Below are 25,606 nucleotides of genomic sequence, written 5' to 3'. Positions count from 1 at the left end.
AGACGGTCGCCCGGTCGCTCGCTCGTCCCTCGCGCACGGCTGCGTGTCTCAGAAGTCGCGGAAGGTCTCGATCGTGGCGCCGAGGAGGTTCAGACGCTCGGCGAGGTCCTCGTAGCCGCGGTGGATGACGTAGGTGCTGCGCAGCACCGACGTGCCCTTGCTGGCGAGCATCGCGAGCAGGATCACCACCGCCGGCCGCAGCGCTGGCGGGCAGACGAGCTCGGCGCCGGAGAACGACGTCGGGCCCTCGATCATCACGCGGTGCGGGTCGAGGAGCTTGACCTGGCCGCCGAGCTTGGTGAGCTCGGTGAGGTAGATCGCCCGGTTCTCGTAGACCCAGTCGTGCAGGAAGGTCTGGCCCTCGGCAACGGCCGCGATGACGGCGAAGAACGGCAGGTTGTCGATGTTGAGGCCCGGGAAGGGCATCGGGTGGATCTTGTCGAGCGGGGCGCGCAGCTGCGAGGGCTTGGTGGTGAGGTCGACCAGCCGGGTGTGGCCGTTGCGCGCGACGTACTCCTCGGTGCGGCTGTACTGGAAGCCCATCTCCTCGAGCACGGCGAGCTCGATCTCGAGGAACTCGATCGGCACCCGCTGGATGGTGATCTCGGACTTCGTGACGATCGCGGCGGCGAGCAGCGACATCGCCTCGATCGGGTCCTCGCTGGGGGCGTAGTCGACGTCGACGTCGATGGAGGCGACGCCGGTGATGCGCAGCGTGGTGGTGCCGATGCCCTCGACGCCGACGCCGAGCTTCTGCAGGTAGAAGCAGAGGTCCTGGACCATGTAGTTGGACGAGGCGTTGCGGATCACGGTGGTGCCGGGGTGCAGGGCGGCGGCCATCAGGGCGTTCTCGGTGACGGTGTCGCCGCGCTCGGTGAGGACGATCGGTCGCTCGGGCTCGATCGCCCGGTTGACCTGCGCGTGGTAGCTGCCGTCGGTCGCCTTGACCTCGAGGCCGAAGGGGCGCAGCGCGGTCATGTGCGGCTCGACGGTGCGGGTGCCGAGGTTGCAGCCGCCGGCGTACGGGAGGTCGAAGGACTCCGCACGGTGCAGCAGCGGACCGAGGAACATGATCACCGAGCGGGTACGACGCGCGGCGGTCTCGTCGATCTGGCTGAGGTCGAGGTCCTTGGGCGGCACGATCTCGAGGTCGTTGTCGCTGTTGAGCCAGCGGGTCTTCACGCCGAGGCTGTTGAGCACCTCGAGCAGCCGGTTGACCTCCTCGATCCGCGCCACCTTGCGGAGCGTGGTCCGGCCGCGGTTGAGCAGCGAGGCGCACAGCAGCGCGACGCCGGCGTTCTTCGACGTCTTGACGTCGATGGCGCCGGTCAGGGTGGTCGGGCCCTGGACGCGCAGGTGCGTGGGGCCGAGCTCGACGATCTCCGAGTCGAGCGCCTCGCCCACCCGGGCGAGCATCTCGAGGGAGAGGTTCTGGTGCCCCTTCTCCATCCGGTTGATCGCACTCTGACTCGTGCTGAGCAGGTCGGCGAGCTGGCTCTGGGTCAGGCCGCGGTGCATCCGGGCGTCGCGGATGAGCGTCCCGATACGGCTCTTGTAGTCGATCGACATGTCACTCACGGTAACTCACATGTGAGATACGGCAAGAACCGACCGGCGTGTGGTGCACCACCCTTCCGGCGAGTGCGCCCCCGGCTGTCAGGATCAGGACATGAAGGCCACCGTCATCCATGGACCCCGCGACATCCGCTTCGAGGAGGTCCCCGACCCGAGGATCGAGCTCCCGACCGACGCCATCGTCAAGGTCCACACCTCGTGCATCTGCGGCTCCGACCTGTGGCCCTACCGCGGCGACGACGAGACCAGCGAGCCGCACACGATCGGCCACGAGTGCCTCGGCATCGTCGAGGAGGTCGGCGCCGACGTCCGCGACGTCCGCCCAGGCGACTTCGTCATCGTGCCGTTCGACCACTGCGACAACACGTGCTCGGCCTGCCGCAACGGCGCGCACTCGGCCTGCGAGAACCTCGGCATGACCCGCAGCGGCCAGGCCGAGTACGCCCGGGTCACCCAGGCCGACGGCAGCCTGGTCAAGACCGACGGCGTGCCGGACGCCGACCTCGTCCCGTCGCTGATGACGCTCTCCGACGTGATGGCCACCGGGTGGCACGCCGCCGTCGCGGCCGGCGTCCGCCAGGGCGGCACGGCCGTCGTCGTGGGCGACGGCGCGGTCGGGCTCTGCGGCGTCCTCGCGGCCTCGCAGATGGGGGCCGAGACCGTCATCGCGATGTCGCGGCACGAGCCGCGCCAGGAGATCGCCCGCCGCTTCGGCGCCACGCACGTCGTCGCCGAGCGCGGCAAGGAGGGCGTGGCCGCGGTCAAGGACATCCTCGGGGGCGTCGGAGGCGACGCCGTCCTGGAGTGCGTCGGCAACGGTCCGGCGTTCGAGCAGGCCTTCCGGGTCGCCCGCCCCGGCGCCACGGTCGGCATGGTCGGCGTCCCGCACGGTGCCGAGGCGCCGCTGCGGGTGATGTTCTCCAAGAACGTCGGCCTGGCCGGCGGGATGGCCCCGGTGCGTCGCTACCTGCCCGACCTGCTCGACCGGGTGCTGCGCCGCGAGATCGACCCGGGCCTGGTCTTCGACCTCACCCTGCCGCTCGACCAGGTCGCCGACGGCTACCGGGCGATGGACGAGCGCACGGCGATCAAGGTGCTGCTGCAGCCCTGAGCCCGGTCCCGTGCCGGCCCACCAGGGTCGGGCACCCGGGCCGGGTCAGGCGTAGGCCGGCAGGCGCAGGCCGGCCGGCTGGCAGGCGCACGTGTCGGAGCAGGCCAGGTAGGTGTGCAGCGCGTGGCCGCACTGCTGGCACGGCCGGTCGTGCGAGATGTGCGTCCCGGCGTCCGGTGCGGTGTCGAACATGGTGGTTCCCCCGTCGAGAATGCTGTCGTCGCTCGACGGTAGGAGCCCCGGCCGGCCGCAGTGATACGACCACGCCGGATCTGGTCACGAAGGACCAGGCCGACCACCCGGACGGACACCGGCCGACTCGCAGCGCGAGTCCTATGCGGACGCTATCGTTCCTCGGGTGCCGGACCCCCTCCTGGACGACGTCGGACCGACCGCGCGAGCCCTGGTCGCGCTCGAGCTGATCCACGACCGCCCTGGCGTCTCGGGGGAGCACCTGGCCCGGCGGCTCGGCGTCTCGACCCGGGCGGCGCGGCGCTACGTCGGCATCCTGCGCGAGGCCGGGATCCCGGTCGAGTCGACCCCCGGCCGGTACGGCGGCTACCGGATCGGCCGCGGCTTCCGGGTGCCGCCGCTGATGTTCTCCACCGACCAGGCGCTGGCGCTGGTGATGGCCGCCGTCCGCGGTCGCAGTGCCGTCGGGGGAGCCGGCGCGGTCGAGGAGGCGCTCGACAAGATCATCCGGGTGCTGCCGACCGCCCTCGCCGAGCCGGCCGAGGCGTTGCGGCGGGTCGGGACGACCGACTCCGGGGTCGGCGGGCCCGACCCGCACCTGGCCAGCGCGCTCGCGCGAGCCGCCCAGGACGGCGTCCGGGTGCGGCTGCGCTACCGCAGCCGGCCCGACGCCGACCCGCGCTCGATGGACGTCGACCCGTGGGGCGTCAACCTGCGCCACGACCGCTGGTACCTGCTGTGCTGGTCGCACTCCGTCGAGGAGCGGACCGTCGCCGCGAAGCGGGTGCTCCGCGTCGACCGGATCGAGGCCTGCGCGCCCCTCCCGGAGACGTTCGCCGCTCCCACCGGGCTCGACGTCGCCGCCGTCGTCGACGAGCACATGGCCGAGGGCTGGGGCGCCGCCGTGTCGGTCCTGGTCGAGGCCTGCGTCGAGGACGTCGCCCGCCGGCTCCCGCGGCACCTCGGCCGGCTCGAGGCGGTCGAGGACGGCCGCACGCGACTGATCGGCAGCATGGACGACCCGGAGTGGTTCGCGCTCCAGCTCGTCCGGCTGGCGACGCCGTTCGTGGTCGAGCACCCGGTCGAGCTGAGGGCCGCGTGCCGGCGGATCGGCGAGCGGTTCCTGGCAGCGGGGTCCTGACGCGGCGTCAGCGGCCCGGGTGGGCGGCCGGCCGCGGCGCCCGCCGACGCACCGTCAGGACCGCGAGGACCAGGACCAGGGCGAGGTAGGCGACGTGCTGGCCGATCTTCTCGGCCCAGGTGGTGTCCTGGGGGAGCGGCGCGAGGAACCCGATGACGGTCCGGGCGAGCAGGCCCCCGGAGGCCACCGCCGCGAGGTGGCGCGGCGTCCACCCGGTCGACCGCGCCCACCGGGACAGGAGCCACCCGACCGCGACCAGCAGCACCAGGTGGAACCCGAGCCCGGCCCACGACATCGGGGTGAGGTCGAAGGCGGCCAGCCCGACGAACCCGGCGACCAGGCAGGTGCGCACCGACGGGCCCGTCCGCTCGAGCGGAGGCAGCGGGCGGCCGAGGGGGCTCAGGGCGAGGGCGACCAGCGCGACGACGACGGCCGTCGCCCCGGCGTACCGGGCCGCGTCGACCGTCGGGTCGTGCTGCGCGACGTGGTCGCGGTTGAGGGCGACGGCGACCAGCACGAAGCCGGCGACGACCACGCCCAGGCCGGTGCGGCCCAGCCACGGTCGCGGGTCCCGGGCCAGCGTCTCGGCGACGACGAGCGGTGCGGCCACGCTCGTGAGCACGTGCCCGACCACCCACACGACGACGGCGCTCCACCCGATGCCACCGAGCGTGGCGGCGCCGACGATGTCGCTCCAGCCGTCGATGTCGTCGCGGGTGCGGGTGAAGACCGAGAGGTCGACGACGGTCGGCATCGCCACCCCGAACGCGGCGGCGAGCAGCAGCCGACCGGTCCAGCCGCGGTGCGTGCGGACCGAGACCTCCCGCACGAGGAGCACGGCCCCGCCGTACACGGGCGCGAGGAAGAGCACGAGGAACGCGAGCCCGGCCGGACCACCCAGGTCGCCGAGGTAGACCTGCAGGAGCTCGGCCGAGACCGGCGCCAGCAGCAGGGCGGTGACGACCCCGACGACGCGCGCCCGCGGGGCGGCCCTGGGGCGGGGACTGGTGGTCACGCCCTCAGTCAACGGCGCCCGGCACCGCCGCGGATCGGCCGCGGGTCGTCGCCCGTCAGACTTTCGTCTGGTCCTGCACGTGCCCCAGGCTGGTCGGGACGACGAGCGGGGTGCCCGAGACGGGGTCCTCGATGACCACGCAGGGCAGGCCGAACACCTCGCGCACCAGGTCGGCGGTGAAGATCTCGCGCGGGGGTCCCTCCGCCGCGACGGCGCCGTCCTTCATCACGATGAGGTGGGTGGCGTAGCGGGTGGCCTGGTTGAGGTCGTGCAGGACGGCGACCAGGGTGCTGCCGCCGCGGTGCAGTCCCGCGAACAGGTCGAGCAGGTCGATCTGGTGGGCGATGTCGAGGTACGTCGTCGGCTCGTCGAGCAGCAGCAGCGGGGTCTCCTGGGCCAGCGCCATGGCGACCCAGACCCGCTGCCGCTGGCCACCGGAGAGCTCGTCGACCGGGCGGGAGGCGAGGTCGGCGACGCCCGTGGCCGCCATCGCCCGGTCCACGGCCAGCTTGTCCGCCGCCGAGAAGCCTCGGATCAGACCCTGGTGCGGGTAGCGGCCGCGGGCGACCAGGTCGGCCACCGTGATGCCGTCGGGCGCCAACGACGTCTGCGGGAGCAGCCCGACGATCCGGGCGGCCTCCTTGCCGTGGTAGCTCGAGACGGCCTTGCCGTCGAGGACGACGCGACCCGCCTTCGGCTTCAGCAGCCGTGCCAGGGAGCGCAGCAGGGTCGACTTGCCGCACCCGTTCGGCCCGATGATGACGGTGAACGAGCCGTCGGGGACGGCGACGCTCAGGTCGGTCGAGACCACCCGACGGTCGTAGGCCAGGGTGACGCCCTCGGTACCGAGACGGCTGGTGACCGCGGACGTCGGCGGGTGCGGGGTGCTGGTCATGTGACCTTCTTCCGGGCTTCGGAGGCGAGGAGCCAGAGCAGGTAGAGGCCGCCGACGACGACCGTGACGACGCCGACCGGCAGGTCCTGCGGGAACCAGTGCTGGGCCGCGAAGTCGGCCAGCAGCAGCAGGAACGCACCGGTCAGCGCGGAGGCGAGGAGCGGCAGGCCAGCCGAACGACAGAGCCGGTGGGCGATCTGGGGCGCCGACAGCGCGACGAACGCGATCGGTCCGGCGACGGCGGTCACCGCCGCCGTGAGCGCCACGGCTGCCACGACGAGCGAGAGACGGACCGGCTCGACCGCGAGGCCGTGGGCGCGGGCGGCGTCGTCCCCGAGCTCGAGCTGGCGGAGGCCGCCGCTCAGGAGCGCGATCACGGGCAGGAGCGCCGCGACCAGCAGGAGCGCCGGCAACGCCTGCTGCCACGTCAGCAGGCTGAGCGAGCCCGCGCCCCAGGTGGCCGCGGCGACGGCGACCTCGAGCTTGGCGCGGAGCAGCAGGTAGGTGTTCACCGAGGCCAGCAGCGCCGTGACCGCGATGCCGACGATGACCAGCCGGAACCCGATGACGCCGCCGCGCCAGGCGAGGGCGTAGACGAGCAGCGCGGTGCCGATGCCGCCCGCGAGCGCGCCGCCGGCCACCGCCGTCGCCGACGAACCGACCGTGGTGATCACGACCAGTGCGCCGGTGTAGGCCCCGGTGGAGAAGCCGATGACGTCGGGGGAGCCGAGCGGGTTGCGGGTCAGGCTCTGGAACACTGCGCCCCCGACCCCGAGCGCCGCGCCGAAGACCAGCGCCGCGACGATCCGGGGGAGTCGCTCCTCGAGGACGACGTAGCGCCGGTAGCCGGCCCCGAGGTCGCGGATCGCCTCGACCACCTCCACCGGGGACAGCTCGAGGCTGCCGGTGCCGAGCGCGACCAGGCCGAGGACGCCGCACGCGAGGGCCAGCGCGAGCGACACGACGCCGGCGCGGGTGCGGGTCGAGCGCACCGCACCGGCGCGGGAGCGCTCGACCGAGGCGGGTGCGTCGGGGAGGCCGGGCGCGGCGCTCACAGCGCAGCCACCCGGTAGCGACGGGCCAGGATGATCAGGACGGGTGCGCCGATCACGGCGGTGACGATCCCGGCCGGGATCTCGCCGACCGGGAGGAGGAGGCGTCCCACGACGTCGGCACACACCAGCAGCACCGGCGCGAGGACGACCGTGAACGCCAGGATCCACCGCTGGTCGGGCCCGGAGATGCGTCGGGCGACGTGGGGCACCATCAGCCCGACGAACGCGACCGGACCGGCGATCGCGGTCGCGCCGCCGGCGAGCAGGGTCACGCCGACGACGGCCAGCACGCGGGTGCGCAGCACGTGGGCGCCCAGGCTCGCCGCGAGGTCGTCGCCGAGCGCCACCGCGTTCAGCGCCCGACCCAGCAGGAGCGCGAGCACGATCCCGACCAGCACCCACGGCGCCGCCGGTGAGATCACCTCCCAGCCGCGGGTCTTCAACGACCCGGCCTGCCACGAGCGCAGCGCGTCGAAGGCCCGCGGGTCGGTGAGGACCAGCCCCGACGTGACGCCGTTGAGCAGGGCGGCGAGCGCGACACCGGCCAGGGTGAGCCGGGCGATGCTCACCGAGCCGCGGTGGACCGCCCCGATCAGGTACACCACGACGGTGGCGACCAGGGCGCCCAGGAACGCCAGCCACAGGTAGGTCGAGGGGGCCACCGCGCCGGCCACGGCGATCCCCATCGCGATCGCGAACGCGGAGCCGGCGGTGACACCGAGGATGCCCGGATCGGCGAGCGGGTTGCGGGTGACCGCCTGGATGAGCGCACCGGCCACGCCCAGGCCGGCGCCGGCGACCACGCCGGCCACGGTGCGGGGGATCCGGTCGGAGGTGACGGCGATGGAGTCGAACGTCCCGTCGGAGCCGTGCAGCAGGGCGTCCCACACGACCGAGAGCGGGATCGCCTTCGCGCCGACCACCAGGCTGAGGGCGCAGGCCGCGACCAGCACCAGGACGCACCCGAGCAGACCCACGACGCGGACCGGGAGCGACCGGTCGGGCGAGTCCGGGCCGACGTCGGCGCCGGGACCCGCGCCCGCGTCGGCAGGGGGCGGACCCCCTGGCGGCGTCTGGGTGGTCGTCATGAGAGCAGGTTAGGCTGTCCTAAACCCCACGCGCACCGCGGCGTGGGCATTCCCCGTCCTCGAAGGGTTCCTCGATGTCGTTCACCACCCTGCGGCGCGGCCTCGCCGTCGCCACCGTCAGCGTCGTCGCGCTGGCCCTCTCCGCGTGCACCGACTCGAGCACGGGGTCCGACGACCAGGGCACCGACAGCGCCTCGGAGGACGCGGCGGACGGCGCCGACAGCGCGTTCCCGGTCACGGTGGAGACGAAGTTCGGGTCGATCGAGATCACCGAGAAGCCCGAGAGGGTCGTCGCCCTCGGCTGGGGTGACGCCGAGGTCGCGCTCGCGCTCGGCGTCCAGCCGATCGGGGCGTCGGACTGGCTCGGCTTCGGCGAGGACGCCAACGGCGTCGGTCCCTGGGCCACCGACCTCTACGACGAGGTGCCGGAGTTCTTCGGCACCACCGAGCTCGACACCCAGGCCGTCGGTGCCCTCGAGCCCGACCTGATCCTCGACGTCCGCAGCGAGGGCACGCAGGAGCGGCACGACGCCCTGACCGAGATCACCCCGAACGTCATCAGCATCCCCGAGGGCGGCGACGGGTGGACGACGACCACCGAGGACCAGGTCACCATGATCTCGCAGGCGCTCGGGCTCGCCGAGGACGGCGAGAAGCTGCTCGCCGACGTCGACGCCGCCTTCGCCGACGCCGTCGAGGCCCACCCCGAGTTCGCGGGCAGGACCGCCACGGTCTCGGCCAAGACCAGTGAGGGCTGGGGGGTCTACACCGCCGTCGACGCCCGTCAGCAGTTCATGACCGAGCTCGGCTTCACCGAGAAGCCCGAGGTCGCCGAGCTGGGCACCGAGTCGTTCTCCGTGCCGGTCGCGGGCGACCAGCTCGAGCTGCTCGACGCCGACGTCGTGGTGAGCTTCCCGATCTTCATCGAGACCTCCCAGATCACCGGCGACGAGCTCTACAACGCGCTCCCTGCCGTCCAGGACGGGCGCTCGATCCTCATCGACGACCCCGTCCTGGCGAACGCCTTCTCGGCCGCCACCCCGCTGAGCATCCAGTACGCGATCGACGAGATCGTGCCGCTGCTCGCCGCGGCCGCGGCCAAGTAGCCCCCGCCCCGCCGACGGGGGGATCGGCACGCCCGGTCGGACCGTGGGCCACTAGGCTCCTGGGGTGCTGCACACGACCGAGATCGGCTCGACTGGCGACCGGGTCGTCTTCCTGCACGGGCTGTTCGGCCAGGGCCGCAACTTCGTCCCGATCGCCCGCGCGCTCGAGCCCGACCTGCGCTCGCTGCTGGTCGACCTCCCCAACCACGGACGCTCCGCCTGGACCGACTCGGTCGACTACGTCGACGTCGCGGACGCCGTCGCGGCCGACCTCCGCGACGGGTTCGCGGCCGACGGGGCGGTGCACGTCGTCGGGCACTCGATGGGCGGGAAGGTCGCCATGGTGCTCGCCCTGCGCCACCCCGACCTCGTCGACCGGCTCGTCGTCGTCGACATCTCCCCGGCCGACAGCGACGGGGCGGGGGAGTTCGAGCACCTCCTCGACAGCCTCGCCGCGCTCGACCTGACCTCCGTCGTACGACGCGCCGACGCCGACACGGCGCTCGCCGACCCGGTCCCGGACGACCGGGTCCGCGGGTTCCTGCTCCAGAACCTCCGCGCGAGCGACGACGGCGGCTTCGCCTGGCGCGCCAACCTGGCGCTGCTCCGCGCCGGTCTGCCCACCATCGGCGGTTTCCCCGACGCGGACCGGCTGGGCGACGGCGCGGCCTTCGACCACCCGGTGCTCTGGGTGGCCGGCGAGCGGTCGACGTACGTCCGTCCCGACCACGAGGCCCCGATGCGCCGGCTCTTCCCCCGCACCACCCAGGTGACGATCAAGGGCGCCGGGCACTGGGTGCACAGCGAGCGACCCGAGGCGTTCGTCTCCGCGCTGCGGGTCTTCCTGCGCGCCGGACACGGCCAGCCCTGACCGCTCGCGGTCCCTCCCCACGCCCTAGGTTGGGACCGTGCCCGTCCACCCCCTCTGGAACCCCTACGAGGTCCCCTCCGCCGAGGAGATCGACGCGGCCCGGGTCGCGGAGTCCGCCCGCGTCCCCGAGCCGGTCGTGGTGGTGCCGGCCGACCCGGCCTGGGCGCAGTGGTACGACGTCGTCCGGGACCGCGTGGTCGCGGCGCTGGGGGAGCGGGTCGTCTCGATCGCGCACGTCGGGTCGACGTCCGTGCCGGGGCTGCCGGCCAAGCCGGTCGTCGACGTCGACCTCCTCGTGCCCGATCCCGCCGACGAGGACTCCTGGCTGCCCGACCTCGAGGCCGCCGGCTTCGAGCTGCGGGTGCGCGAGCCGGAGTGGGAGGAGCACCGCTGCCTGCGCGGCACCGAACCGGCGTGCAACCTCCACGTCTTCGCGCCGGACTCCCGCGAGTCGCGGCGGCACCGGATGTTCGGTGCCTGGCTGCGGGCCCACCCCGAGGACCGGGAGCTGTACGCCTCGGTCAAGCAGGAGGTCGCGGGCCGGGGGTTCACCGACGCGATGCTCTACAACAACGAGAAGGCCTGGGTCATCTACGACCTGTACGAGAAGATCTTCGCCGCCGACCCCGAGCACCCGCACGACCCGCACCCGCGTCCGGGTCACTGACCCCGGAGGGCGTCACGGGGCGGCCAGCACGCAGAGCTCGTTGCCGTCCGGGTCGGCCAGCACGACCGGGTCGACGCCCGGCCTGACGTCGCCCTGCCCGATGTCGACGGGCGACGCGCCGCGCGCGACCAGCCGCGCGACCTCCGTGGCCTGGTCGCCGCCGGCCTCCGGGGCGAGGTCGAGGTGCCAGCGGTTCTTGCCCGTCCTGGGGTTGAGCGGCGGACCACCCCAGCTGATCTTCGGGCCACCGTGCGGCGCCTGGACGGCCGTCTCCTCGTCCTGGTCCCAGACGAGGGGCCAGCCCAGCGCGGCGCTCCAGAAGTGGCCGACGGCCTGGGTGCCGTCGCTCGACAGCGCCCCGATGAAGGGACAGCCTGCGAGGAAGGCGTTGCCGGGCCCGATGACGCAGAGCTCGTTGCCCTCCGGGTCGGCGAGCACGACGTGACCCTCGTCGGGTCGCTGGCCGACGTCGAGGTGACGACCGCCGAGCTCCAGCACCCTGGCCACGGTCTGCTGCTGGGCCTCGAGCGACGCGCTGGTCAGGTCGGTGTGCATCTGGTTCGGTCCGGTCTTCGGTGCCTGCGTCGGCATGAACCTGATCCGGAAGCCGGTGTCGTCGGCAGGCTCGAGGGTGAGGCCGTCGCCGGTCGGCGTCCACCCGAGGACGCCGGACCAGAAGGCGGCGAGGCCGCCGGGGTCGAGCGCGTCGATCACCAGGGCGTCGAGTCGGAGCGACATGACCCGACCGTAGGGAGCGACCCCGGGGCGGTCAACGCAGTTTGGACCGCCCGGGTTGGTACGGTCGGTGGCTGCTCCCGTCCACCCGCCCGGAGGTCCCGCCGTGTCCCGCGACCGCACCGCCGACGCCGGTCCGGACGACGCCGAGCTGGCCGCCGAGGTCGAGCACCTGGCCGAGTCCCGCCGGCAGCTGGCCCGGATGCGCCGTCGTACGGCCTCGCTGGACGCCGGGGCCGCGGGCGACTGGGTGAGCCAGGAGGTCCTCACGGCGTCGCTGGCGCTCAGGATGGAGCAGCTGGCCGACGACCCGACCGTCCCGCTGTTCTTCGGCCGGCTCGAGACGGGCGCCGGCCCCGGTACCGAGGCGGAGTCGCTGCACATCGGACGGCGCCACGTCTCCGACGAGCTCGGCGACCCGCTCGTCGTCGACTGGCGCGCGCCGGTCAGCCTGCCGTTCTACCGGGCCAGCGCCCGCGAACCGATGGGGGTCAGGGTCCGCCGCCGCTACGGCTTCCAGCTGGGCCGGCTCACGGCGTTCGAGGACGAGGACCTCGGCAGCGGCGACGAGGCCGGCTTCTCCGAGATCCTGGAGTCGGAGATCGAGCGTCCCCGCGTCGGCCCGATGCGTGACATCGTCGCCACCATCCAGCCCGAGCAGGACGTGATCGTGCGGGCCGAGCTGGCGCGGACGATCTGCGTGCAGGGGGCGCCCGGCACCGGGAAGACCGCGGTCGGCCTGCACCGCGCCGCCTACCTGCTCTACGCCCACCGCGACCAGCTGCGCCGTCAGGGCGTCCTGGTGGTCGGGCCGAACGCGAGCTTCCTGCGCTACATCCGCGACGTGCTCCCGGCGCTCGGGGAGATCGAGGCGACGCAGTCGACCATCGACGAGCTGGTGGTGGCCGGGGCGTCCGGCAAGCGGACGGTCGAGGTGCGCGCCACCGACCCGGCCGCCGTCGCGGTGCTCAAGGGCGACGCCCGGATGGCCGTCGTCCTCGAGCGGGCGCTGTGGGGTCGTGTCGCGACCCCGGCGGAGTCGCTGGTCGTGCCGTGGGGAGCACGGCGCTGGCGCGTGACGGCCGACGACGTGGCCGCCGTCCTCGCCGGGCTGCGCGCCCGCGGCGTGCGGTACGACGCCGGCCGGGCGATGCTGCCGCAGGCGCTGGCCCACCGCGTGCTGGCCGCCATGGCCGACGGCGGTGAGTCGCCCGACGACCGGGTCCAGGACGCGGTGGCCCGGTCCCGGCCGGTGCGCGACTACGTCAAGCAGCTGTGGCCGCCGGTGGATCCCGCCCGCCTCGTCTGGGCGCTGCTGTCCGACCCCGCGGCGCTCGAGGCGGCGGCCGGGGGAGTGCTCGACCCGGCCGAGCGGGAGGTCCTGGGGTGGGCCGAGCCGTCGCGGGCGCCGGGCTCGGCGCGGTGGTCGCTGGCCGACGTCGTCCTGCTCGACGAGGCGCGCGACCTGCTGAACCGGACGCCCTCACTGGCCCACATCGTGGTCGACGAGGCGCAGGACCTGTCACCGATGATGCTGCGCGCGCTGGCGCGACGTGCGTCGACGGGCTCCCTGACGGTGCTCGGTGACCTCGCCCAGGCGACGACGCCCTGGGCGACGCGGTCGTGGGCGGAGGCGCTGGGCCACCTGGGCAAGCCGGACGCGCACGTCGAGCAGCTCACCCGCGGCTTCCGGGTGCCCGGCGAGGTGATCGAGTACGCCGCGCGGCTCCTGCCGCACATCGCTCCCGACCTCGAGCCGCCGACGTCGGTGCGCCGCTCCCGGGGTGAGCTGGACGTGACGTCCGACCCGGTCGTCGACGTGGCGCTGCGGGTCGGCGAGCGGGTCGGGTCGGTCGCCGTGATCGTGCCCGACGCCAGGGTCGAACCCGTGGCCGTGGCGCTCCACGACGCCGGGGTGCCCTTCGCCCGCCTCGGCGAGGACCGGGGCGACGAGGCCTCGGAGTTCGACGCCCACCTCGACCTGGTGCCGGCGAGCCTGGCCAAGGGCCTGGAGTTCGACCACGTCGTCCTGCTCGACCCGGAGGGGATCGTCGACGGCGAGCCCGACCGGGTGACGGGGCTGCGGCGTCTCTACGTCTGCCTGACCCGCGCCGTCACGTCGTTGACCCTCCTCCCGGACGGCGACCTGCCGGCCGAGCTCGGCCCGCCGGACGCCGTGGGCCGGTAGCGTCGCCGGGCGTGACACCACCCCTCGGACCGCCCGCCCCCACCCCGCCCGGAGCGGGGCACCTCGAGCCCGCGGGGTTCGACCGCTGGTACGGCGGCTGGGACCCGCTCGACCCGACGACCATCTCGGCGTTCATGGACGGCTTCGACCGGCCGTGGTGGATCATCGGCGGCTGGAGCATCGAGGTCTTCACCGGCGTGCCGCGGCACCACGAGGACATGGACATCTCGATCCTGTCCGCCGACGCCGAGGCGTTCCGGCTGTTCCTGGGGGAGAGGTGGACCCCGTGGAACGTCGACGACGGCTGGTTCCGTCCGTTCGACGACCGGTTCACCGACGTCCGCCCGGACAGCCAGGTCTGGGTGCGCCGGGACGCCCGGTCGCCCTGGGTCCTCGACGTCCCGTTCACCCCGTCCACGGACGGGCGCTGGTCCAACAAGCGCCACCCGGCGCACACCGAGGACCTCGACGCCGTGACCTGGGTCGCGCCGGACGGACTCCGCTACGCCCGCCCCGAGGTCACCTTGATGTACAAGGCGGCACAGGTGCGCGAGAAGGACCGACGCGACGCCGACGTCGCCCTGCCGATGCTCGACGCGCGGGCTCGCCGTTGGCTGCGGGACACCGTGGCCCTCCTCGACCCGCGGCACCCGTGGTCCGACTAGCCTGCTGGGCGTGAGCGACCTCGACCTGGTCCGGCTCGGCCCGGACGACTGGCGGGAGTTCCGCGCCGTGCGCCTCGCGGCGCTGGCCGACTCGCCGGGCGCCTTCGGGTCCCGGCACGCCGACTGGGTCGACGCGACGGAGGACCGTTGGCGCCGCCGGCTGACCGACGTCCCGCTCACGGTGGTCGCCAGGGGCGACCTGGGGCCGGTCGGCGTGGTCTCGGGCACGGAGTCGGGGGAGTCGGTGGAGCTGATCTCGATGTGGGTGGCCCCCGGCGAGCGCGGCACCGGTCTGGCCGGGAGGCTGATCGACCTGGTGGTCGACTGGGCCCGCAGCAGCGGCCGGCGCACTGGTCTCATGGTGCGCGACGACAACCTGGGCGCGATCCGCGCCTACACCCGCGCCGGGTTCGTCGACCACGGCGTGCCCGAGGACTGGCCCGCCGCTGAGCCCGCCGAGCGTCGGATGTGGCACGACGACACGGTGGCGCGACCTCCGGACTGACGTCGGCCGACCACCGCTGGCGACCACCCCTGGCCGGCCATCCCTGCCGACCGCGCTCACCGTCGGTGGCTCGGTGCCGCCACCTGGCTCCACGCCGAGGCGCCCCACCCGGTCGGGTCGTCGCCGGCCGGGACGACGGCCAGGGCCTGCCAGAGGACCAGGGCCTCCCACCAGGCGGACTCGACCCGAGTCAGCGGACGCACGGACTCGTAGCCCGACAGGAACGTCGCCCGCACGTCGGCCGAGACCGGACCCCAGTCCCGGAACCTGGTCCCGAGCAGCACCGCCGAGCGCGCCAGCTCGACGACGGCGTGATCGACACGGGTCTCCTCGAGGTCGAGCACCGCGGAGACCGTGGGGCCGTCGCACAGGATGTTCGCGGCGCGCACGTCGCCGTGGACGAGCTGGGCCGGCAGCACGTCGATCGGGGCACCGGCGGCCAGCGCTCGAAGCGCCTCGCGTGCTGCCGGCAGGACCTCGGGGTGCGTCCCGTCGAGCCAAGCGGCGACGCGGGCGGCCGGCTGGACCGCGTCGGGCCCGGGGGAGTCGAACCGGTCCGCCCCGGGGTACGTCGCCAGCGCGTGGTGCAGCCTGGCCAGGACGGCACCGGCGGCCCGCACCTGGTCGGGACGGTCGACGTCGAGGAGCTCGCCGGGGACCACGTGCTGGACGCCCATCGAGACCGCGTCGACGCGGACCTGCGGGTCGCCGCCCAGCGAGGGGACCGGCGCCGACACCGGCAACCCGCGGTCGTCGAGCCACCGGGTGAGCCGGGCGACCTCGGCGAGGCGCGCGAACCGCTCAGGCGCCGCCGACCACTTCACGAGCATCGGCCCGGTCGGCGTCGCGACCCACGCGATCGCGTTCACGTCGCTGATCACCACCCGCTCGACCGAGGCGACCCGCAGGCCCCACCGCTCGCCCAGCGTCGCCGTCACCCAGCGCGCCGCCGCGACGGCGTCCGCGAACCCGAACCGCTCGGTCAACGCGGCCCGCGGGTCGCACGTCTCCCAGAGCATCTCCACCGGCACGTGCACGTCGACCACGCGGCCATCCCAGCACGTCGACGGGGAGCCGCGGCCACACCGGTGTCGCGATGTCGCCCACCGCAGGAGGTTCTCGGGTTAGGGTCCGGCGACATCGAGGACGACGAGGGGACACTGCCGATGGTTGGCACGACGCGGACCGCCGCTGTGGCGTTGCTGTTCACGTCGCTGGCCCTGACTGGCTTGAGCGTGGTGGAGGCGGGCGCGGAGCCGGTGCGGCCCACGGCACCGCGAGCCGCTCGGCCCACCCTGGGACAGGGTGTTCCCGTCCAGCTGGTCGGCAACTCGCGTGGCGACCTGGCGCTGCTCGCCCGCGACGACGACTTCGTCCTGACCGTCCGCACCCGCCGCGGTCCGAACGGTGACTGGTCGACCCCGCACGTGCTCGCGCGCGGGGCGGCGTCGCTCGTCATGGACGAGGCGGGGGTCGTCACCGTCGTCCGCAACGTGCCCGACGGGCTCTGGGCGGAGACCATGAGAGACGGCGTCTGGGACGCCGGTGGGCTGATCGCCCCCGCTACCTCCATCTCGGCACCCTCGCTCGAGGTGAACGAGGACGGCGTCGTCGTGGTTGCGGTGCGGAGCGCAGCCGACGTCAGCGTCCAGGTCGTGCGGCGGTTGCCTGGCCAGGACTGGGGCGAGCCGAGGACGTACACGCGCACCATGCCCGGCGTCCCGACCGGCGGTGCGACCCGGGCGCCGAAGGTGACCGTCGACCCAGGGGGTGCGGTGACGATCACCTGGCCGGTCTCTGGAACCGGCACCTACACGTCGCGCGAGTGGCTCCGCATGGCGACGCCGTTCGGTACGTCCTCGGAGCCCGAGGTCGTCGACCTGACCGACCCCCTCGACGGCGTCGGCGCGGTCGACACGGCTGTCACCGAGACCGGCGAGGTGGTGGTCCTGTGGGAGCAGGAGCACGACGGCGTGAGCACCGTCCGTTCGCTGTCCCGCGACGCCACCGGTCTGCTCACGGCTCCCCGCGTCGTCGCCACCGAGAGCGCCGCGCTCGACGTCATCGCCCTCGGCGCGCACGCGAACCACGAAGAGCCGGCCATCACGTGGACCGAGGAGCAGGAGGTCGACGGTGGACCGTCGGTCGTCCGCTCGCTGGCGAGCCGGCGCACGGAGGACGGGTGGTCGGACGGCCAGGTGGTCGCTCGCGCCGAGGGATCCGACCCAGCATCGACGCTGGGGGCGTCGGTCCTCAGCCCGCGCGGTGCCGGCGGGTACCTCGCCGTCTGGCTGGAACGAGGCGCCGTCCAGTCACGAGAGCTGTGGGTGGGAGGCGCCACGACGTGGGGGCCGACCCGCGAAACGCTGCGATCGGACTCGACGTGGTCCACGTCCCTCGCTGGGTGGCGCGTCTACCAGGCTCCGGACCGCGTCGATGGCGACGTGGTGTGGAGCATGGAGAACATCGAGGGCGACCTGTACCCGACCTTCGACTACCTCTACCACGCCCGACTGGACCGGACCCCGCCCGTCGCCACCATCACCAGCCCGACGACGGTACGGATGGCCCGGCAGCGCCCGATGGCCGTCGCGTGGGGCGGCACGGATGCCAGCGGCATCGCGTCGTACGACGTCCTCCTGCGCTCGGCGACGGCCGACGGCGCTTTCGGCCCGGCGCGGAACTGGCAGACGCGGACCACCAGCACGCGCGCGACGGTCGCAGGCACCCGCGGCACCACCTACTGCTTCGCGGTCCGCGCGACCGACGGCAGCGGCAACGTCGGCCCGGTCTCCGCCGAGCGGTGCGACGCCGTCCCGCTCGACGACCGCGACCTGCGGCGCCGGGGGAGGTGGGAGTCCACCCGGGATCGCGCTGCCTACGGCAACGGCCTGTCCGCTTCGACGCGCCGGGGCGCCACTCTCTCGGTACCGGTGCTGGCCCGCCGTCTCGCGCTCACCGTCCGCCGGTGCCGCACCTGCGGGAAGATCGCGGTGACGGTGGGTGACAGGCGTCTCGGGACCATCGACCTGGCCGGCCGGGCCGGACTGGTCACGCACGTCCTGCTCGCGGCAGGTCAGTCCGAGGCGCGAGGGACGCTCGAGATCCGGGTCCTGACACGGGGGCGTCTCGTCCAGGTCGATGCGGTGGGAGCCTCCCGCGCCTGACCGCCGCACTGAACACCGTCGATCCCGGCCCGGTGAACACCGGCTACCCGGACGGCGTGGCACCCGATGGTCGAGCTGTTCCCGCGACAACACCGCCTGGGGGAGCCCGACGACCCTGCACGCCCCATCGCCTGGCTCGTCAGCGACGACGGCGCGTGGATGGTGGGCCAGGTGCCCAGCACGGAGGGTGGCTTCCGGCGGGAGGAATCGACCGATTCGGGGTCGTCCGCACGTGCCGTCGTCTGGGATCCTGGCTCCATGGGAGTGGACGAACCCGACCTGCCGACGCTGTACGACTGGGCCGGCGGCAGCGCTGCCGTCCGCGCGCTCATCGACGCGTTCTACGACCGGGTCGAGGCGGACGACCTGCTGGCGGCGTTCTTCCCGGGAGGTGTCGACGAGCGCCACCGGTCCCACGTCGCCGCCTGGTGGGCCGAGGTGCTCGGCGGTCCGACGGTCTACACCGACGAGCACGGCGGCTACGAGACGATGCTGGCCCACCACCGCGACCTGGGCATCACGCCCGAGCAGCGCCACCGCTTCGTGGCCACGATGAGCCTGGCGGCGGACGACGCGGGGCTGCCCGACGACCCGGAGTTCCGGGCCGCGATCATCGGCTACGTCGAGTGGGGGACCCGCCTGGCGATGGGCAACTCCGTGCGCGGTGCCACCGTCGCCGAGCACGCACCTGTCCCGCGCTGGGGCTGGGGCGTCGCGCCGCCGTACCAGGGGTGATCCGCGAGCGCTCGGAAGGACGGGACCGGCGTGGACCTGTGGACCTGAGTGCAGGTCGACCGACCGCCGATCGCGCCGGACCGATGAGTCGTCCGCACCGTGGCGGTCTGCCGATGTCGGGGACCGACTTCACAGGAGGATGACGCTGTGCGGAGACTGACCTTCGGGATGAACGTGAGCCTCGACGGCTACATCGCCGCGCCCGGCGACGACATCGGCTGGGGCGCGCCGAGCGACGAGCTGTTCCAGTGGTGGTCCGACCGGGTGGGTGCGACGGGCGTGGCGCTGTACGGGCGCAAGCTGTGGGAGACGATGAGCTCTCACTGGCCGACCGCCGACCAACAGCCGGGCGTCACTCCGGCGGAGGCCGAGTTCGCCCGTCGCTGGCGGGACATGCCCAAGGTGGTGTTCTCCTCGACGACCAGCACGGTCGACTGGAACACCCGCCTCGTCACCGGCGACGCGGTCACCGAGATCACCCGCCTCAAGGGCGAGGACGGTGCTCCCATGGACATCGCCGGCGCCACCCTCGCCGCCGCCGCCATGCGGGCCGGGCTGATCGACGAGTACGTGCTGGCGACCGCGCCCGTCCTGGTGGGCGGCGGCACGCCGTTCTTCACCGTCCTGGACAGCTGGGTCGACCTCAACCTCCTGGAGACCCGGACGTTTCCTGGTGGCGTCGTCGTGACCAGGTACGAGACCCGGCGCTAACGGATCCGTCCTCGAGCGTGGTGGAGTCGGGCAACACCCTCGGTTGCAGATCGTCTGGGCGCCATCTCAGGACGGAGTCCAGCCGTTCGCTGCCTCCTCGGCACCGGAGGCGTCCTCGTCGTCATCGGTGCCGACCTAGGAACGGTGACGTGCAGGGTCGTAGTCGTCTCGGACCCGCAACCCCAGAGAACGCAACTCCTCCTTCGTGGGCAGCACGTCGTCGAAGATGCCCCACACCTGTCCGTCGGGGCGGCACAAGCCCTCAACCTCGCGGTCCTTCACCAGAGCGTCGGCCGTGGGCCGGTCCAGCCCGGTCGCTTGCGAGAACTCGTCGATCAACATCACCCCGCGACCGACGAGCAGAGCCTCGTCGCCTGTCCCACCGTCCATGCTCGGAGTCTGCCACCATTCGCCGAGCCACAACGACGGTCAGTACGCGCACTTCAGCAGAGACAACGCACCAACCGGCGGGAAACGCGGCGCGGTCAACGGCTGGTCACGCTCGTCTGTGCGACGGCACGAGGCCTGGCTGTCCGGCGTCGACGTCTCGCAGCTCGACGGCTCCGCCTACGGCGTCACCTGGCTGTCCACGCGCCTGTGGGTTGGGTGGCTCCGAGACCGGTCCCTGCGCGTGGGTTTGGTTCGCCGATAAGTGACATTATGTCAGGTTGTGGAGATCGAGTCGTTCTCGAACCCGCTCCCGCAGGACCTGGAACGGACGCTCCCCCGCAGATGCGCTGCGTGGCATGACGACCCGGCGCACATCGACGAGCGACTCGTCGTCCAGAAGCTGGTCGCGGGTCAGGTCGACCTCGACGCCGCCCGACGTCACGTTCCAGTAGTGGACGCCCACGACCTGACCAGCGTGCTCGAGGTCGGCGACCATCAGGTCACCGCCGAGGAGCTCCTGGACCACCAACGCGGTCGTGCCGCACTGCCCACGCGACGCCCGTCCGGCTCCCCGCGCCAGGTAGTCGGCTGTCGCGAACTGCGTCTTCGCGTCCCACGACGCGCGCAGTGCTTGCTCGATGTCGCTCAACGTCAGGGTGCGCATGGCTGGACGATAGGCGTGACCACCGACACACGGCGGGCTCCTGCCCTCGGCGGGGCCGCTCTGCGCCACGGGCCTTCTCGATCTCGGTCTTGGAGAGGGTCCTGGCCGAGGTTGGGGCGCCACCAGGACTGACCGACACCCATGTCGTCCTGCCGGGCGCGCGGTGGAGCCGACAAGCTCGTCGTCGCCCGGGGCAACCGCGGGTGGCGCCACCCCCGTCAAGGAGGTGACAGTGACCGACGGCACCGAGGAGACGCACGCACATGAGACGCGCCGAGCGCGACGACGAGTTCGCGGAGTTCGTGAGTGCTCACCGCGGCGCCCTGGTGTCGATGGGACGACTGCTCACGGCCGGTGACCAGGCGTGGGCCGAGGACCTCGTCCAGACGACCCTCACCAAGCTCTACGTGTCGTGGTCGCGGGTGCGGCGCGCCGGCAACCCGGTCGGCTACGCCCGCACCACGCTGACCCACGCCTTCGTCGACGAGACCCGCCGGGCCTACCGGCGTCGCGAGATCGCCGCCGGCGGCGCCGGCGACGACGCGTTCATCACCGAGGGTGGCTCTCGCACCGCGCGCGCCTCCGACAGTGCGCCCGACGTCGAACTGCGCCGCGACGTCCTGGCAGCCCTGGCCGGGCTCGCCCCGCGGCAGCGGGCCGTGGTGGTGCTGCGCCACTGGCTCGACCTCGACGTCGCCGAGACCGCCCGGTTGCTCGACTGCACCGAAGGCACCGTCAAGTCCCAGAACGCCAAAGCTCTCGCACACCTGCGAGCCGCCCTCGGCGAGCACAAGTTCCCCGCCCATCCCGTCCCTGAGGAGATCCGATGAACGACCTGCGCAGCCTGCTCGACACCGCCGCCAGTGCGCACGACGCACCGACCGCCACGCCCACCGACGACCTGACCCGCGGCCGCGAGGCTCTGCGCCGCACCTGGCGCCGCCGAGGTGCGGTGAGCGTGGCCGGCCTCGCCGCGCTCGCCGTGGTCGGCGTCGGCGCGGCCACCGCCCTTGACGGGCGCGCCTCCGACGGTGGGCGCTCGACCGACGACCCGGGCGTCGCTGCTGCGCCGAGCACCGTCGACGACCGCGTGGTCGTGGGCCCTTTCTCCTTCGACGCCGTGCCGGAGGGCTGGGAGGTCCAGGGCGGCCGAGGGGACTTCGTGACGATGGTGCCGCTCTCCGGCGCCCCCGACCGCTTCCCCGAGGCGTTCGAGGGCAAGCTCGTCATCCTCTACGAGCCCAATGACCCCGGCCCCGGCCGCCACGAGACCTTCGAGGGTCGTGACTACGTCGTCCGCGGCGACAGCGGTCACACGATGGTCGTCACCGCTACGCAGGCCGGCGAGCCGCAGGGCAGGGTGATCGTGCAGTTCCCCGACGGCGCCTTCCCGGTGCCCGACATGATCGCACTGCTCGCGTCGGTGGAGGTCGGCCCCGGAGCCGCCGAGACGGACGAGGCGGGCGACGACCCCGCCGGCATCCCTCTCGAGGAGCTCACCGAGGGACAGCGCCGCCCCGGCCAGGCCCCAGGCCGCTGACCATGACTACGGGTACGGCGCGTCCGTAGAAGGGTGAAGGCCTCCCGCGGTGGAGTGGAGCGTCTAAGAACCGCTTCGCCGCCAGGAGGCCTTCATGTCTCACGCTAGTCATGCAAACGCCGCGCTGAGCCCGCGACACCGTCTACGCCTGGCCAGGCTGATCGTCGATGACGGTTGGCGACTCGCGGGGAAAGCCCTTGTCATTCGAACCACGTCAGGCCTACCCTGACAATTGTGTCAGGATGCGCCTGACAGCAATCGGAGAGTGACACCATGACCACCACCAGCCCGGACAACCATCACTGCTCGTTCTGCGGCAAGCTCGGGACCGAAGCTGAGAAGCTCATCGCCGGCCCCGGCGTGTACATCTGCAACGGGTGCGTCGAGATCTGCGTGAACATCCTGGCCAGCAAACCCACGCCGTCCTTTCCTCCGCTCGACGACAAGAGTGACGACGAGCTCCTCCTCGACATGGTCCAGATCGCAGCGTCCCGCGACCAGGTGGAGGAGGCAGTCATCGACCGCGCCCAACGGCTGCGGTCCCGCGGCGTGACCTGGGCCCGGATCGGCGAGAACCTGGGGATGAGTCGTCAGTCGGCGTGGGAGCGCTTCTCCACCGACTCCGACTGATCTTCCGCCACGGGCCGGCGCGCAGACCCGACCATGCCGCGTCGAGCTCCGGGTCCCTCCCCTGCTCCGCGCCGCGACGGCCACGCGTGGCGCGATGAGCCTGGGGCGTGCGCGCAACGTTTTCGGCTCCTCCTCCCGTCAGTGAAGTGTGCAGATGAATCGTCGGCTGGTGCCGATCTACCCACGCGTCCCAGCCCGTCTCGCCGCCGTGGCCGCTGCCGCTCTCCTGGCGGGCCTGCTACCGACGACCCCGGCGCAGGCTGCGGCCGCCCCCGATCCGAGCGGCCCACCGGCAGCACCCACTACCGGTCCCGGGCCGACCGGGGTCAGCCCGACGGGGACGTGGAGGGTCGTCGCGATCGGCGGCGACACCTACGAGGTGTCGTGGACGTCACCCGACGCCTTCCCGACGACCTCCGACCGCCCCACCATCGGCGGCGCCGGGCTCGCGTTCGGAGCGCCGACCATCGAGGACGACGGCCGCACGGTCACCGCCGTGGTGACCTCGGCCGAGCGCCCCGACCCGGTCGAGCTGGACGTCGTCCTGTCCGGTGACCGGGTCGACGAGCGTGGCCTCGACCCCGCCGACACCGTGGGCGAGACGGCCAGCCCGGCCCCGGGCAGGGCTCCGCTGGCGGCGACCGACCCGGGCGAGCCCGGGACGTTCTCCACGGCGACCAGCGACTACACCCTCGAGCCGGTGAAGGTGGCCGGCATGCGTCAGCCGATCGAGATGGTGGGTCACGTCGTGGAGCCGGCGGCCGACCAGCTGACCGGACCGCGTCCCCTGGTCCTCTTCATGCACGGCCGCCACGACTTCTGCTACGACCCTGGCGACCCCGACAACTACAGCGAGCGGTGGCCGTGCCGCGCACCGTTCGCCGAGATCCCGAGCCACCTCGGTTACGACTACGTGCAACGGGTGCTGGCCTCGCAGGGCTATGCGACCGTCTCGGTGCGGGTCAACGGCATCAACGCCCAGGACGACCGCCTCGACGACGGCGGCGCCGCAGCGCGGGCCACGATCGTGGAGGCCCACCTCGACCACTGGGTCGACGTCGCCGCCGGGCACCAGGTCGACCTCGGCCAGGTCGTGCTCGTCGGGCACAGTCGTGGCGGCGAGGGCGTCGATCGCGCTTCCATCGGGATCCCGCTGAGCGCGCCGTACACGATCGCCGGTCAGGTGCTGGTCGCGCCGACGAACTTCGCCTCCCACACCGCGCCGTACGTGCCCACCGTGACGGTGCTGCCCTACTGCGACGGCGACGTGTCCGACATCCAGGGCCAGAGGTTCACCGACACCGGACGCGACCTCGCCACCGACGACACCTCGCTCAAGAGCTCGGTGCTGGTGATGGGCGCCAACCACAACTTCTTCAACACCGAGTGGACACCCGGCATCGCCGCCGCACCCGCCAGCGACGACTGGTACGGCGACCGGGACGGACCCTGCGGGAGGCGCGATCCCGGCCGGCTCAAGGCCGGCGAGCAGCGCGACGTGGGCACGGCCTACATCGCCGGGGCCGTCAAGCTCTTCGCCGGCGACGACGCCTACCTGCCGCTCTTCGACGGGTCCCCCGTGACCGTGCCGTCGATCGGCGACGCCGACGTGCGCAGCCACGCCATCGGCGGCGGTCGCGACGAGCGTCGACCCGGTGGGGAGGCCACTGCGACCACGCCGCGGTCGGGCGCCAGGACGCAGGTCTGCAAGGGCTCGTCGACGTCCGCCACGTCGGCCTCCGCCCTGTGCGGCCGCGGCACCGGCAACCTGATCACACCGCACTGGACCCCCGCAGGTGAGGCCACCCCGAGCCGCAAGTTCTTCGAGATGTCCTGGACCAACCGCGGAGCCACCGGCGGCCTCACCTTCGCGGACCCACTCGACCTCAGCACCGACCGGCTCGAGCTGCGCACGATCGTCGACTCGCGGTTCACCAACGTCGGGCTGCGGGTGCGGCTCACCGACGGCAACGGCGACAGCGCCGTCGTCGAGCCCGTCGGCGGCACCCGGCTCGACGCGTTGCTCGAGGCGCCGTCCCTCACCAAGCTCTGGGCACAAGCGCTCCTCGTCGACGCCACGGGGCTCGCCGGGGTCGACCTCGCCGACATCCGCTCGGTCGAGCTGGTCTCGGCCAGCACGCGGGGCCGGGTCTGGGTCGCCGACCTCGCCGCCGCGCCGTCGACGCTCGCGCCCGTGCCCGCGCGCCGGCTGCCGCAGCTCGACCTGGGCCGGCTCGTCGTCGCCGAGGGCAGCTCCAAGGCCCGCAAGGTCGCGCGCGTGCCGTTCACGATCACCGGCACGACCACCAGCCCGGCTCGCGTCGTCGTCGCCACCGTCGGCCAGCACGGCTCGGCGCGCCGCACCGTCGTCGACATCGCCCCGGGTCAGACCGCAGGGACGATTCCGGTCACGTACGTCGGCAACAGGGTCGACGACCACGACCTCATCACCCAGGTCCGGGCCTGGCCGACCCGCGGCATCGCCACCGACGACTACCTGGGCGGCCTGACGGTGCTCGACGACGACCCCGACGCGATCGTCACCTTCAAGCCGGTCAAGCGCACCGTGCGCGAGGGGCAACCGATCATCTTCCGGGTCACCACCTCGGCTGCGACGGGCTACGACATCTACGTCGGCGGCACGGTCGTCAACGGCCCCGGGACCGACCTGCGTGGGACCGACATCCGGGCCGCCTGGATGCGCAGGCACGTCGGGACGGACATCGACCTGACGGCGCCCCTCCACACGCTCTACGTCCAGCCCGACGGCCGCCTCGAGGCAGGTACCCGCACGTTCGACCTCAGGCTCCCGACCCGAGCCGACCGCGTCCGCGAGGGCGTGGAGAAGCTCACCATCCGGCTGTACATGGACGACGAGCGACGGACCCGGACGATCTCGGTGCTGGACACGCGCTGACCCGGGGGCCGGGGCCGCTACGTCGCGCGGATGTCGCGCAGCC

24 protein-coding genes and 1 pseudogene are annotated in these 25,606 nt (G+C 73.2%); 15 read left to right on the top strand and 10 right to left on the bottom strand.

Annotated elements, in window-relative coordinates; genetic code table 11:
- Nucleotides 1–48 precede the first annotated feature (48 nt).
- On the bottom strand, nucleotides 49–1,569 hold the full coding sequence (locus E4623_RS08140; RefSeq protein ID WP_134766007.1) for a UDP-N-acetylglucosamine 1-carboxyvinyltransferase: 1,521 nt from the start codon (nucleotides 1,567–1,569) through the stop codon (nucleotides 49–51).
- 100 nt (nucleotides 1,570–1,669) lie between these two features.
- Here E4623_RS08140 and E4623_RS08135 point away from each other — a divergent pair, with 100 nt between their 5' ends.
- The gene (locus E4623_RS08135; RefSeq protein WP_134766006.1) at nucleotides 1,670–2,686 is read left to right on the top strand and encodes a zinc-dependent alcohol dehydrogenase family protein; all 1,017 of its coding nucleotides are present in this window, start codon (nucleotides 1,670–1,672) and stop codon (nucleotides 2,684–2,686) included.
- A gap of 45 nt (nucleotides 2,687–2,731) precedes the next feature.
- Here E4623_RS08135 and E4623_RS22555 read toward each other — a convergent pair whose 3' ends face one another.
- Nucleotides 2,732–2,878: a hypothetical protein gene (locus E4623_RS22555; protein WP_167736531.1), complete on the bottom strand. Its 147-nt coding sequence runs from the start codon at nucleotides 2,876–2,878 to the stop codon at nucleotides 2,732–2,734.
- 166 nt (nucleotides 2,879–3,044) lie between these two features.
- Between E4623_RS22555 and E4623_RS08130 the strand changes: the two genes are divergently transcribed.
- Complete coding sequence (locus E4623_RS08130) at nucleotides 3,045–4,019, top strand: WYL domain-containing protein (protein WP_245154967.1); 975 nt, start codon at nucleotides 3,045–3,047, stop codon at nucleotides 4,017–4,019.
- Between the two features lie 7 nt (nucleotides 4,020–4,026).
- Here E4623_RS08130 and E4623_RS08125 read toward each other — a convergent pair whose 3' ends face one another.
- From E4623_RS08125 to E4623_RS08110, 4 genes are read right to left on the bottom strand one after another with little or no spacing between them, the layout of a single operon-like run.
- Nucleotides 4,027–5,034, bottom strand: a complete 1,008-nt coding sequence (locus E4623_RS08125) for a hypothetical protein (protein WP_134766005.1) — start codon at nucleotides 5,032–5,034, stop codon at nucleotides 4,027–4,029.
- A 55-nt stretch (nucleotides 5,035–5,089) separates the two neighbouring features.
- Nucleotides 5,090–5,929 carry an ABC transporter ATP-binding protein gene (locus E4623_RS08120; protein WP_134766004.1) on the bottom strand — a complete coding sequence of 280 codons (840 nt, stop codon included), beginning with the start codon at nucleotides 5,927–5,929 and terminating at the stop codon, nucleotides 5,090–5,092.
- Nucleotides 5,926–6,984: an iron chelate uptake ABC transporter family permease subunit gene (locus E4623_RS08115; RefSeq protein WP_134766003.1), complete on the bottom strand. Its 1,059-nt coding sequence runs from the start codon at nucleotides 6,982–6,984 to the stop codon at nucleotides 5,926–5,928. The genes E4623_RS08120 and E4623_RS08115 overlap by 4 nt, the downstream gene beginning before the upstream one ends.
- Nucleotides 6,981–8,072, bottom strand: a complete 1,092-nt coding sequence (locus E4623_RS08110) for an iron chelate uptake ABC transporter family permease subunit (RefSeq protein ID WP_134766002.1) — start codon at nucleotides 8,070–8,072, stop codon at nucleotides 6,981–6,983. Before E4623_RS08110 ends, E4623_RS08115 begins: the two co-directional genes overlap by 4 nt.
- A gap of 74 nt (nucleotides 8,073–8,146) precedes the next feature.
- Here E4623_RS08110 and E4623_RS08105 point away from each other — a divergent pair, with 74 nt between their 5' ends.
- The 3 genes from E4623_RS08105 (at nucleotide 8,147) to E4623_RS08095 (ending at nucleotide 10,716) form a co-directional block, all read left to right on the top strand.
- Nucleotides 8,147–9,178, top strand: coding sequence for an ABC transporter substrate-binding protein (locus E4623_RS08105; RefSeq protein WP_134766001.1), 1,032 nt, complete (start codon nucleotides 8,147–8,149; stop codon nucleotides 9,176–9,178).
- Nucleotides 9,179–9,242: 64 nt separating this feature from the next.
- Nucleotides 9,243–10,049: an alpha/beta fold hydrolase gene (locus tag E4623_RS08100; RefSeq protein ID WP_134766000.1), complete on the top strand. Its 807-nt coding sequence runs from the start codon at nucleotides 9,243–9,245 to the stop codon at nucleotides 10,047–10,049.
- Nucleotides 10,050–10,086: 37 nt separating this feature from the next.
- The gene (locus E4623_RS08095) at nucleotides 10,087–10,716 is read left to right on the top strand and encodes a GrpB family protein (RefSeq protein WP_209020571.1); all 630 of its coding nucleotides are present in this window, start codon (nucleotides 10,087–10,089) and stop codon (nucleotides 10,714–10,716) included.
- Nucleotides 10,717–10,728: 12 nt separating this feature from the next.
- Here the strand turns inward: E4623_RS08095 and E4623_RS08090 are convergent, their stop codons facing one another.
- On the bottom strand, nucleotides 10,729–11,454 hold the full coding sequence (locus E4623_RS08090) for a VOC family protein (protein ID WP_134765999.1): 726 nt from the start codon (nucleotides 11,452–11,454) through the stop codon (nucleotides 10,729–10,731).
- A gap of 103 nt (nucleotides 11,455–11,557) precedes the next feature.
- Between E4623_RS08090 and E4623_RS08085 the strand changes: the two genes are divergently transcribed.
- Genes E4623_RS08085 through E4623_RS08075 form a run of 3 tightly spaced genes read left to right on the top strand, consistent with a single transcriptional unit; the run spans nucleotide 11,558 to nucleotide 14,809 of the window.
- On the top strand, nucleotides 11,558–13,639 hold the full coding sequence (locus tag E4623_RS08085) for an AAA family ATPase (protein ID WP_245154966.1): 2,082 nt from the start codon (nucleotides 11,558–11,560) through the stop codon (nucleotides 13,637–13,639).
- A gap of 11 nt (nucleotides 13,640–13,650) precedes the next feature.
- Nucleotides 13,651–14,304 (top strand): hypothetical protein, encoded by a 654-nt coding sequence (locus tag E4623_RS08080; RefSeq protein WP_134765998.1) that lies wholly within the window; start codon nucleotides 13,651–13,653, stop codon nucleotides 14,302–14,304.
- A gap of 10 nt (nucleotides 14,305–14,314) precedes the next feature.
- Nucleotides 14,315–14,809 (top strand): GNAT family N-acetyltransferase, encoded by a 495-nt coding sequence (locus E4623_RS08075; protein WP_167736530.1) that lies wholly within the window; start codon nucleotides 14,315–14,317, stop codon nucleotides 14,807–14,809.
- A 56-nt stretch (nucleotides 14,810–14,865) separates the two neighbouring features.
- On the opposite strand, the gene E4623_RS08070 is transcribed toward E4623_RS08075, so the two are convergent.
- Complete coding sequence (locus tag E4623_RS08070) at nucleotides 14,866–15,855, bottom strand: phosphotransferase (protein WP_134765996.1); 990 nt, start codon at nucleotides 15,853–15,855, stop codon at nucleotides 14,866–14,868.
- 183 nt (nucleotides 15,856–16,038) lie between these two features.
- Here E4623_RS08070 and E4623_RS08065 point away from each other — a divergent pair, with 183 nt between their 5' ends.
- From E4623_RS08065 to E4623_RS08055, 3 genes are all read left to right on the top strand, one after another.
- On the top strand, nucleotides 16,039–17,976 hold the full coding sequence (locus E4623_RS08065) for a hypothetical protein (protein ID WP_134765995.1): 1,938 nt from the start codon (nucleotides 16,039–16,041) through the stop codon (nucleotides 17,974–17,976).
- A gap of 258 nt (nucleotides 17,977–18,234) precedes the next feature.
- Nucleotides 18,235–18,711, top strand: a complete 477-nt coding sequence (locus E4623_RS08060; protein ID WP_209020570.1) for a group II truncated hemoglobin — start codon at nucleotides 18,235–18,237, stop codon at nucleotides 18,709–18,711.
- A 147-nt stretch (nucleotides 18,712–18,858) separates the two neighbouring features.
- Nucleotides 18,859–19,422 (top strand): dihydrofolate reductase family protein, encoded by a 564-nt coding sequence (locus E4623_RS08055; RefSeq protein WP_134765994.1) that lies wholly within the window; start codon nucleotides 18,859–18,861, stop codon nucleotides 19,420–19,422.
- A gap of 135 nt (nucleotides 19,423–19,557) precedes the next feature.
- Here the strand turns inward: E4623_RS08055 and E4623_RS08050 are convergent, their stop codons facing one another.
- Nucleotides 19,558–19,812, bottom strand: coding sequence for a hypothetical protein (locus E4623_RS08050; protein WP_134765993.1), 255 nt, complete (start codon nucleotides 19,810–19,812; stop codon nucleotides 19,558–19,560).
- A gap of 268 nt (nucleotides 19,813–20,080) precedes the next feature.
- The gene (locus tag E4623_RS08045) at nucleotides 20,081–20,476 is read right to left on the bottom strand and encodes a hypothetical protein (protein WP_134765992.1); all 396 of its coding nucleotides are present in this window, start codon (nucleotides 20,474–20,476) and stop codon (nucleotides 20,081–20,083) included.
- Nucleotides 20,477–20,739: 263 nt separating this feature from the next.
- Between E4623_RS08045 and E4623_RS08040 the strand changes: the two genes are divergently transcribed.
- From E4623_RS08040 to E4623_RS08020, 4 genes and pseudogenes are all read left to right on the top strand, one after another.
- A complete protein-coding gene (locus tag E4623_RS08040; RefSeq protein ID WP_134765991.1) occupies nucleotides 20,740–21,306 on the top strand; it encodes a SigE family RNA polymerase sigma factor in 567 nt (188 codons plus the stop codon).
- Nucleotides 21,303–22,016 (top strand): hypothetical protein, encoded by a 714-nt coding sequence (locus E4623_RS08035; RefSeq protein WP_134765990.1) that lies wholly within the window; start codon nucleotides 21,303–21,305, stop codon nucleotides 22,014–22,016. The genes E4623_RS08040 and E4623_RS08035 overlap by 4 nt, the downstream gene beginning before the upstream one ends.
- A gap of 273 nt (nucleotides 22,017–22,289) precedes the next feature.
- Nucleotides 22,290–22,421, top strand: a pseudogene (locus E4623_RS23125) (ClpX C4-type zinc finger protein); the annotation flags it as partial.
- A gap of 394 nt (nucleotides 22,422–22,815) precedes the next feature.
- The gene (locus E4623_RS08020; protein WP_134765988.1) at nucleotides 22,816–25,563 is read left to right on the top strand and encodes a hypothetical protein; all 2,748 of its coding nucleotides are present in this window, start codon (nucleotides 22,816–22,818) and stop codon (nucleotides 25,561–25,563) included.
- Nucleotides 25,564–25,606: the final 43 nt, after the last annotated feature.

It is taken from the genome of Nocardioides sp. 1609, from assembly GCF_004522105.1.
Taxonomy (GTDB): Bacteria; Actinomycetota; Actinomycetes; order Propionibacteriales; family Nocardioidaceae; genus Nocardioides.
This window is presented reverse-complemented; position numbering and strand designations above follow the sequence as displayed.

What these genes read in the sequence shown, in the direction of transcription:
- E4623_RS08040 (WP_134765991.1), top strand. Translation starts at nt 20,740, where the DNA reads ATGAGACGCGCCGAGCGCGACGACGAGTTCGCGGAGTTCGTGAGTGCT.
- E4623_RS22555 (WP_167736531.1), bottom strand. Translation starts at nt 2,878, where the DNA reads ATGTTCGACACCGCACCGGACGCCGGGACGCACATCTCGCACGACCGG.
- E4623_RS08120 (WP_134766004.1), bottom strand. Translation starts at nt 5,929, where the DNA reads ATGACCAGCACCCCGCACCCGCCGACGTCCGCGGTCACCAGCCGTCTC.
- E4623_RS08060 (WP_209020570.1), top strand. Translation starts at nt 18,235, where the DNA reads ATGGGAGTGGACGAACCCGACCTGCCGACGCTGTACGACTGGGCCGGC.
- E4623_RS08135 (WP_134766006.1), top strand. Translation starts at nt 1,670, where the DNA reads ATGAAGGCCACCGTCATCCATGGACCCCGCGACATCCGCTTCGAGGAG.
- E4623_RS08090 (WP_134765999.1), bottom strand. Translation starts at nt 11,454, where the DNA reads ATGTCGCTCCGACTCGACGCCCTGGTGATCGACGCGCTCGACCCCGGC.
- E4623_RS08140 (WP_134766007.1), bottom strand. Translation starts at nt 1,569, where the DNA reads ATGTCGATCGACTACAAGAGCCGTATCGGGACGCTCATCCGCGACGCC.
- E4623_RS08045 (WP_134765992.1), bottom strand. Translation starts at nt 20,476, where the DNA reads ATGCGCACCCTGACGTTGAGCGACATCGAGCAAGCACTGCGCGCGTCG.
- E4623_RS08050 (WP_134765993.1), bottom strand. Translation starts at nt 19,812, where the DNA reads ATGGACGGTGGGACAGGCGACGAGGCTCTGCTCGTCGGTCGCGGGGTG.
- E4623_RS08035 (WP_134765990.1), top strand. Translation starts at nt 21,303, where the DNA reads ATGAACGACCTGCGCAGCCTGCTCGACACCGCCGCCAGTGCGCACGAC.
- E4623_RS08105 (WP_134766001.1), top strand. Translation starts at nt 8,147, where the DNA reads ATGTCGTTCACCACCCTGCGGCGCGGCCTCGCCGTCGCCACCGTCAGC.
- E4623_RS08110 (WP_134766002.1), bottom strand. Translation starts at nt 8,072, where the DNA reads ATGACGACCACCCAGACGCCGCCAGGGGGTCCGCCCCCTGCCGACGCG.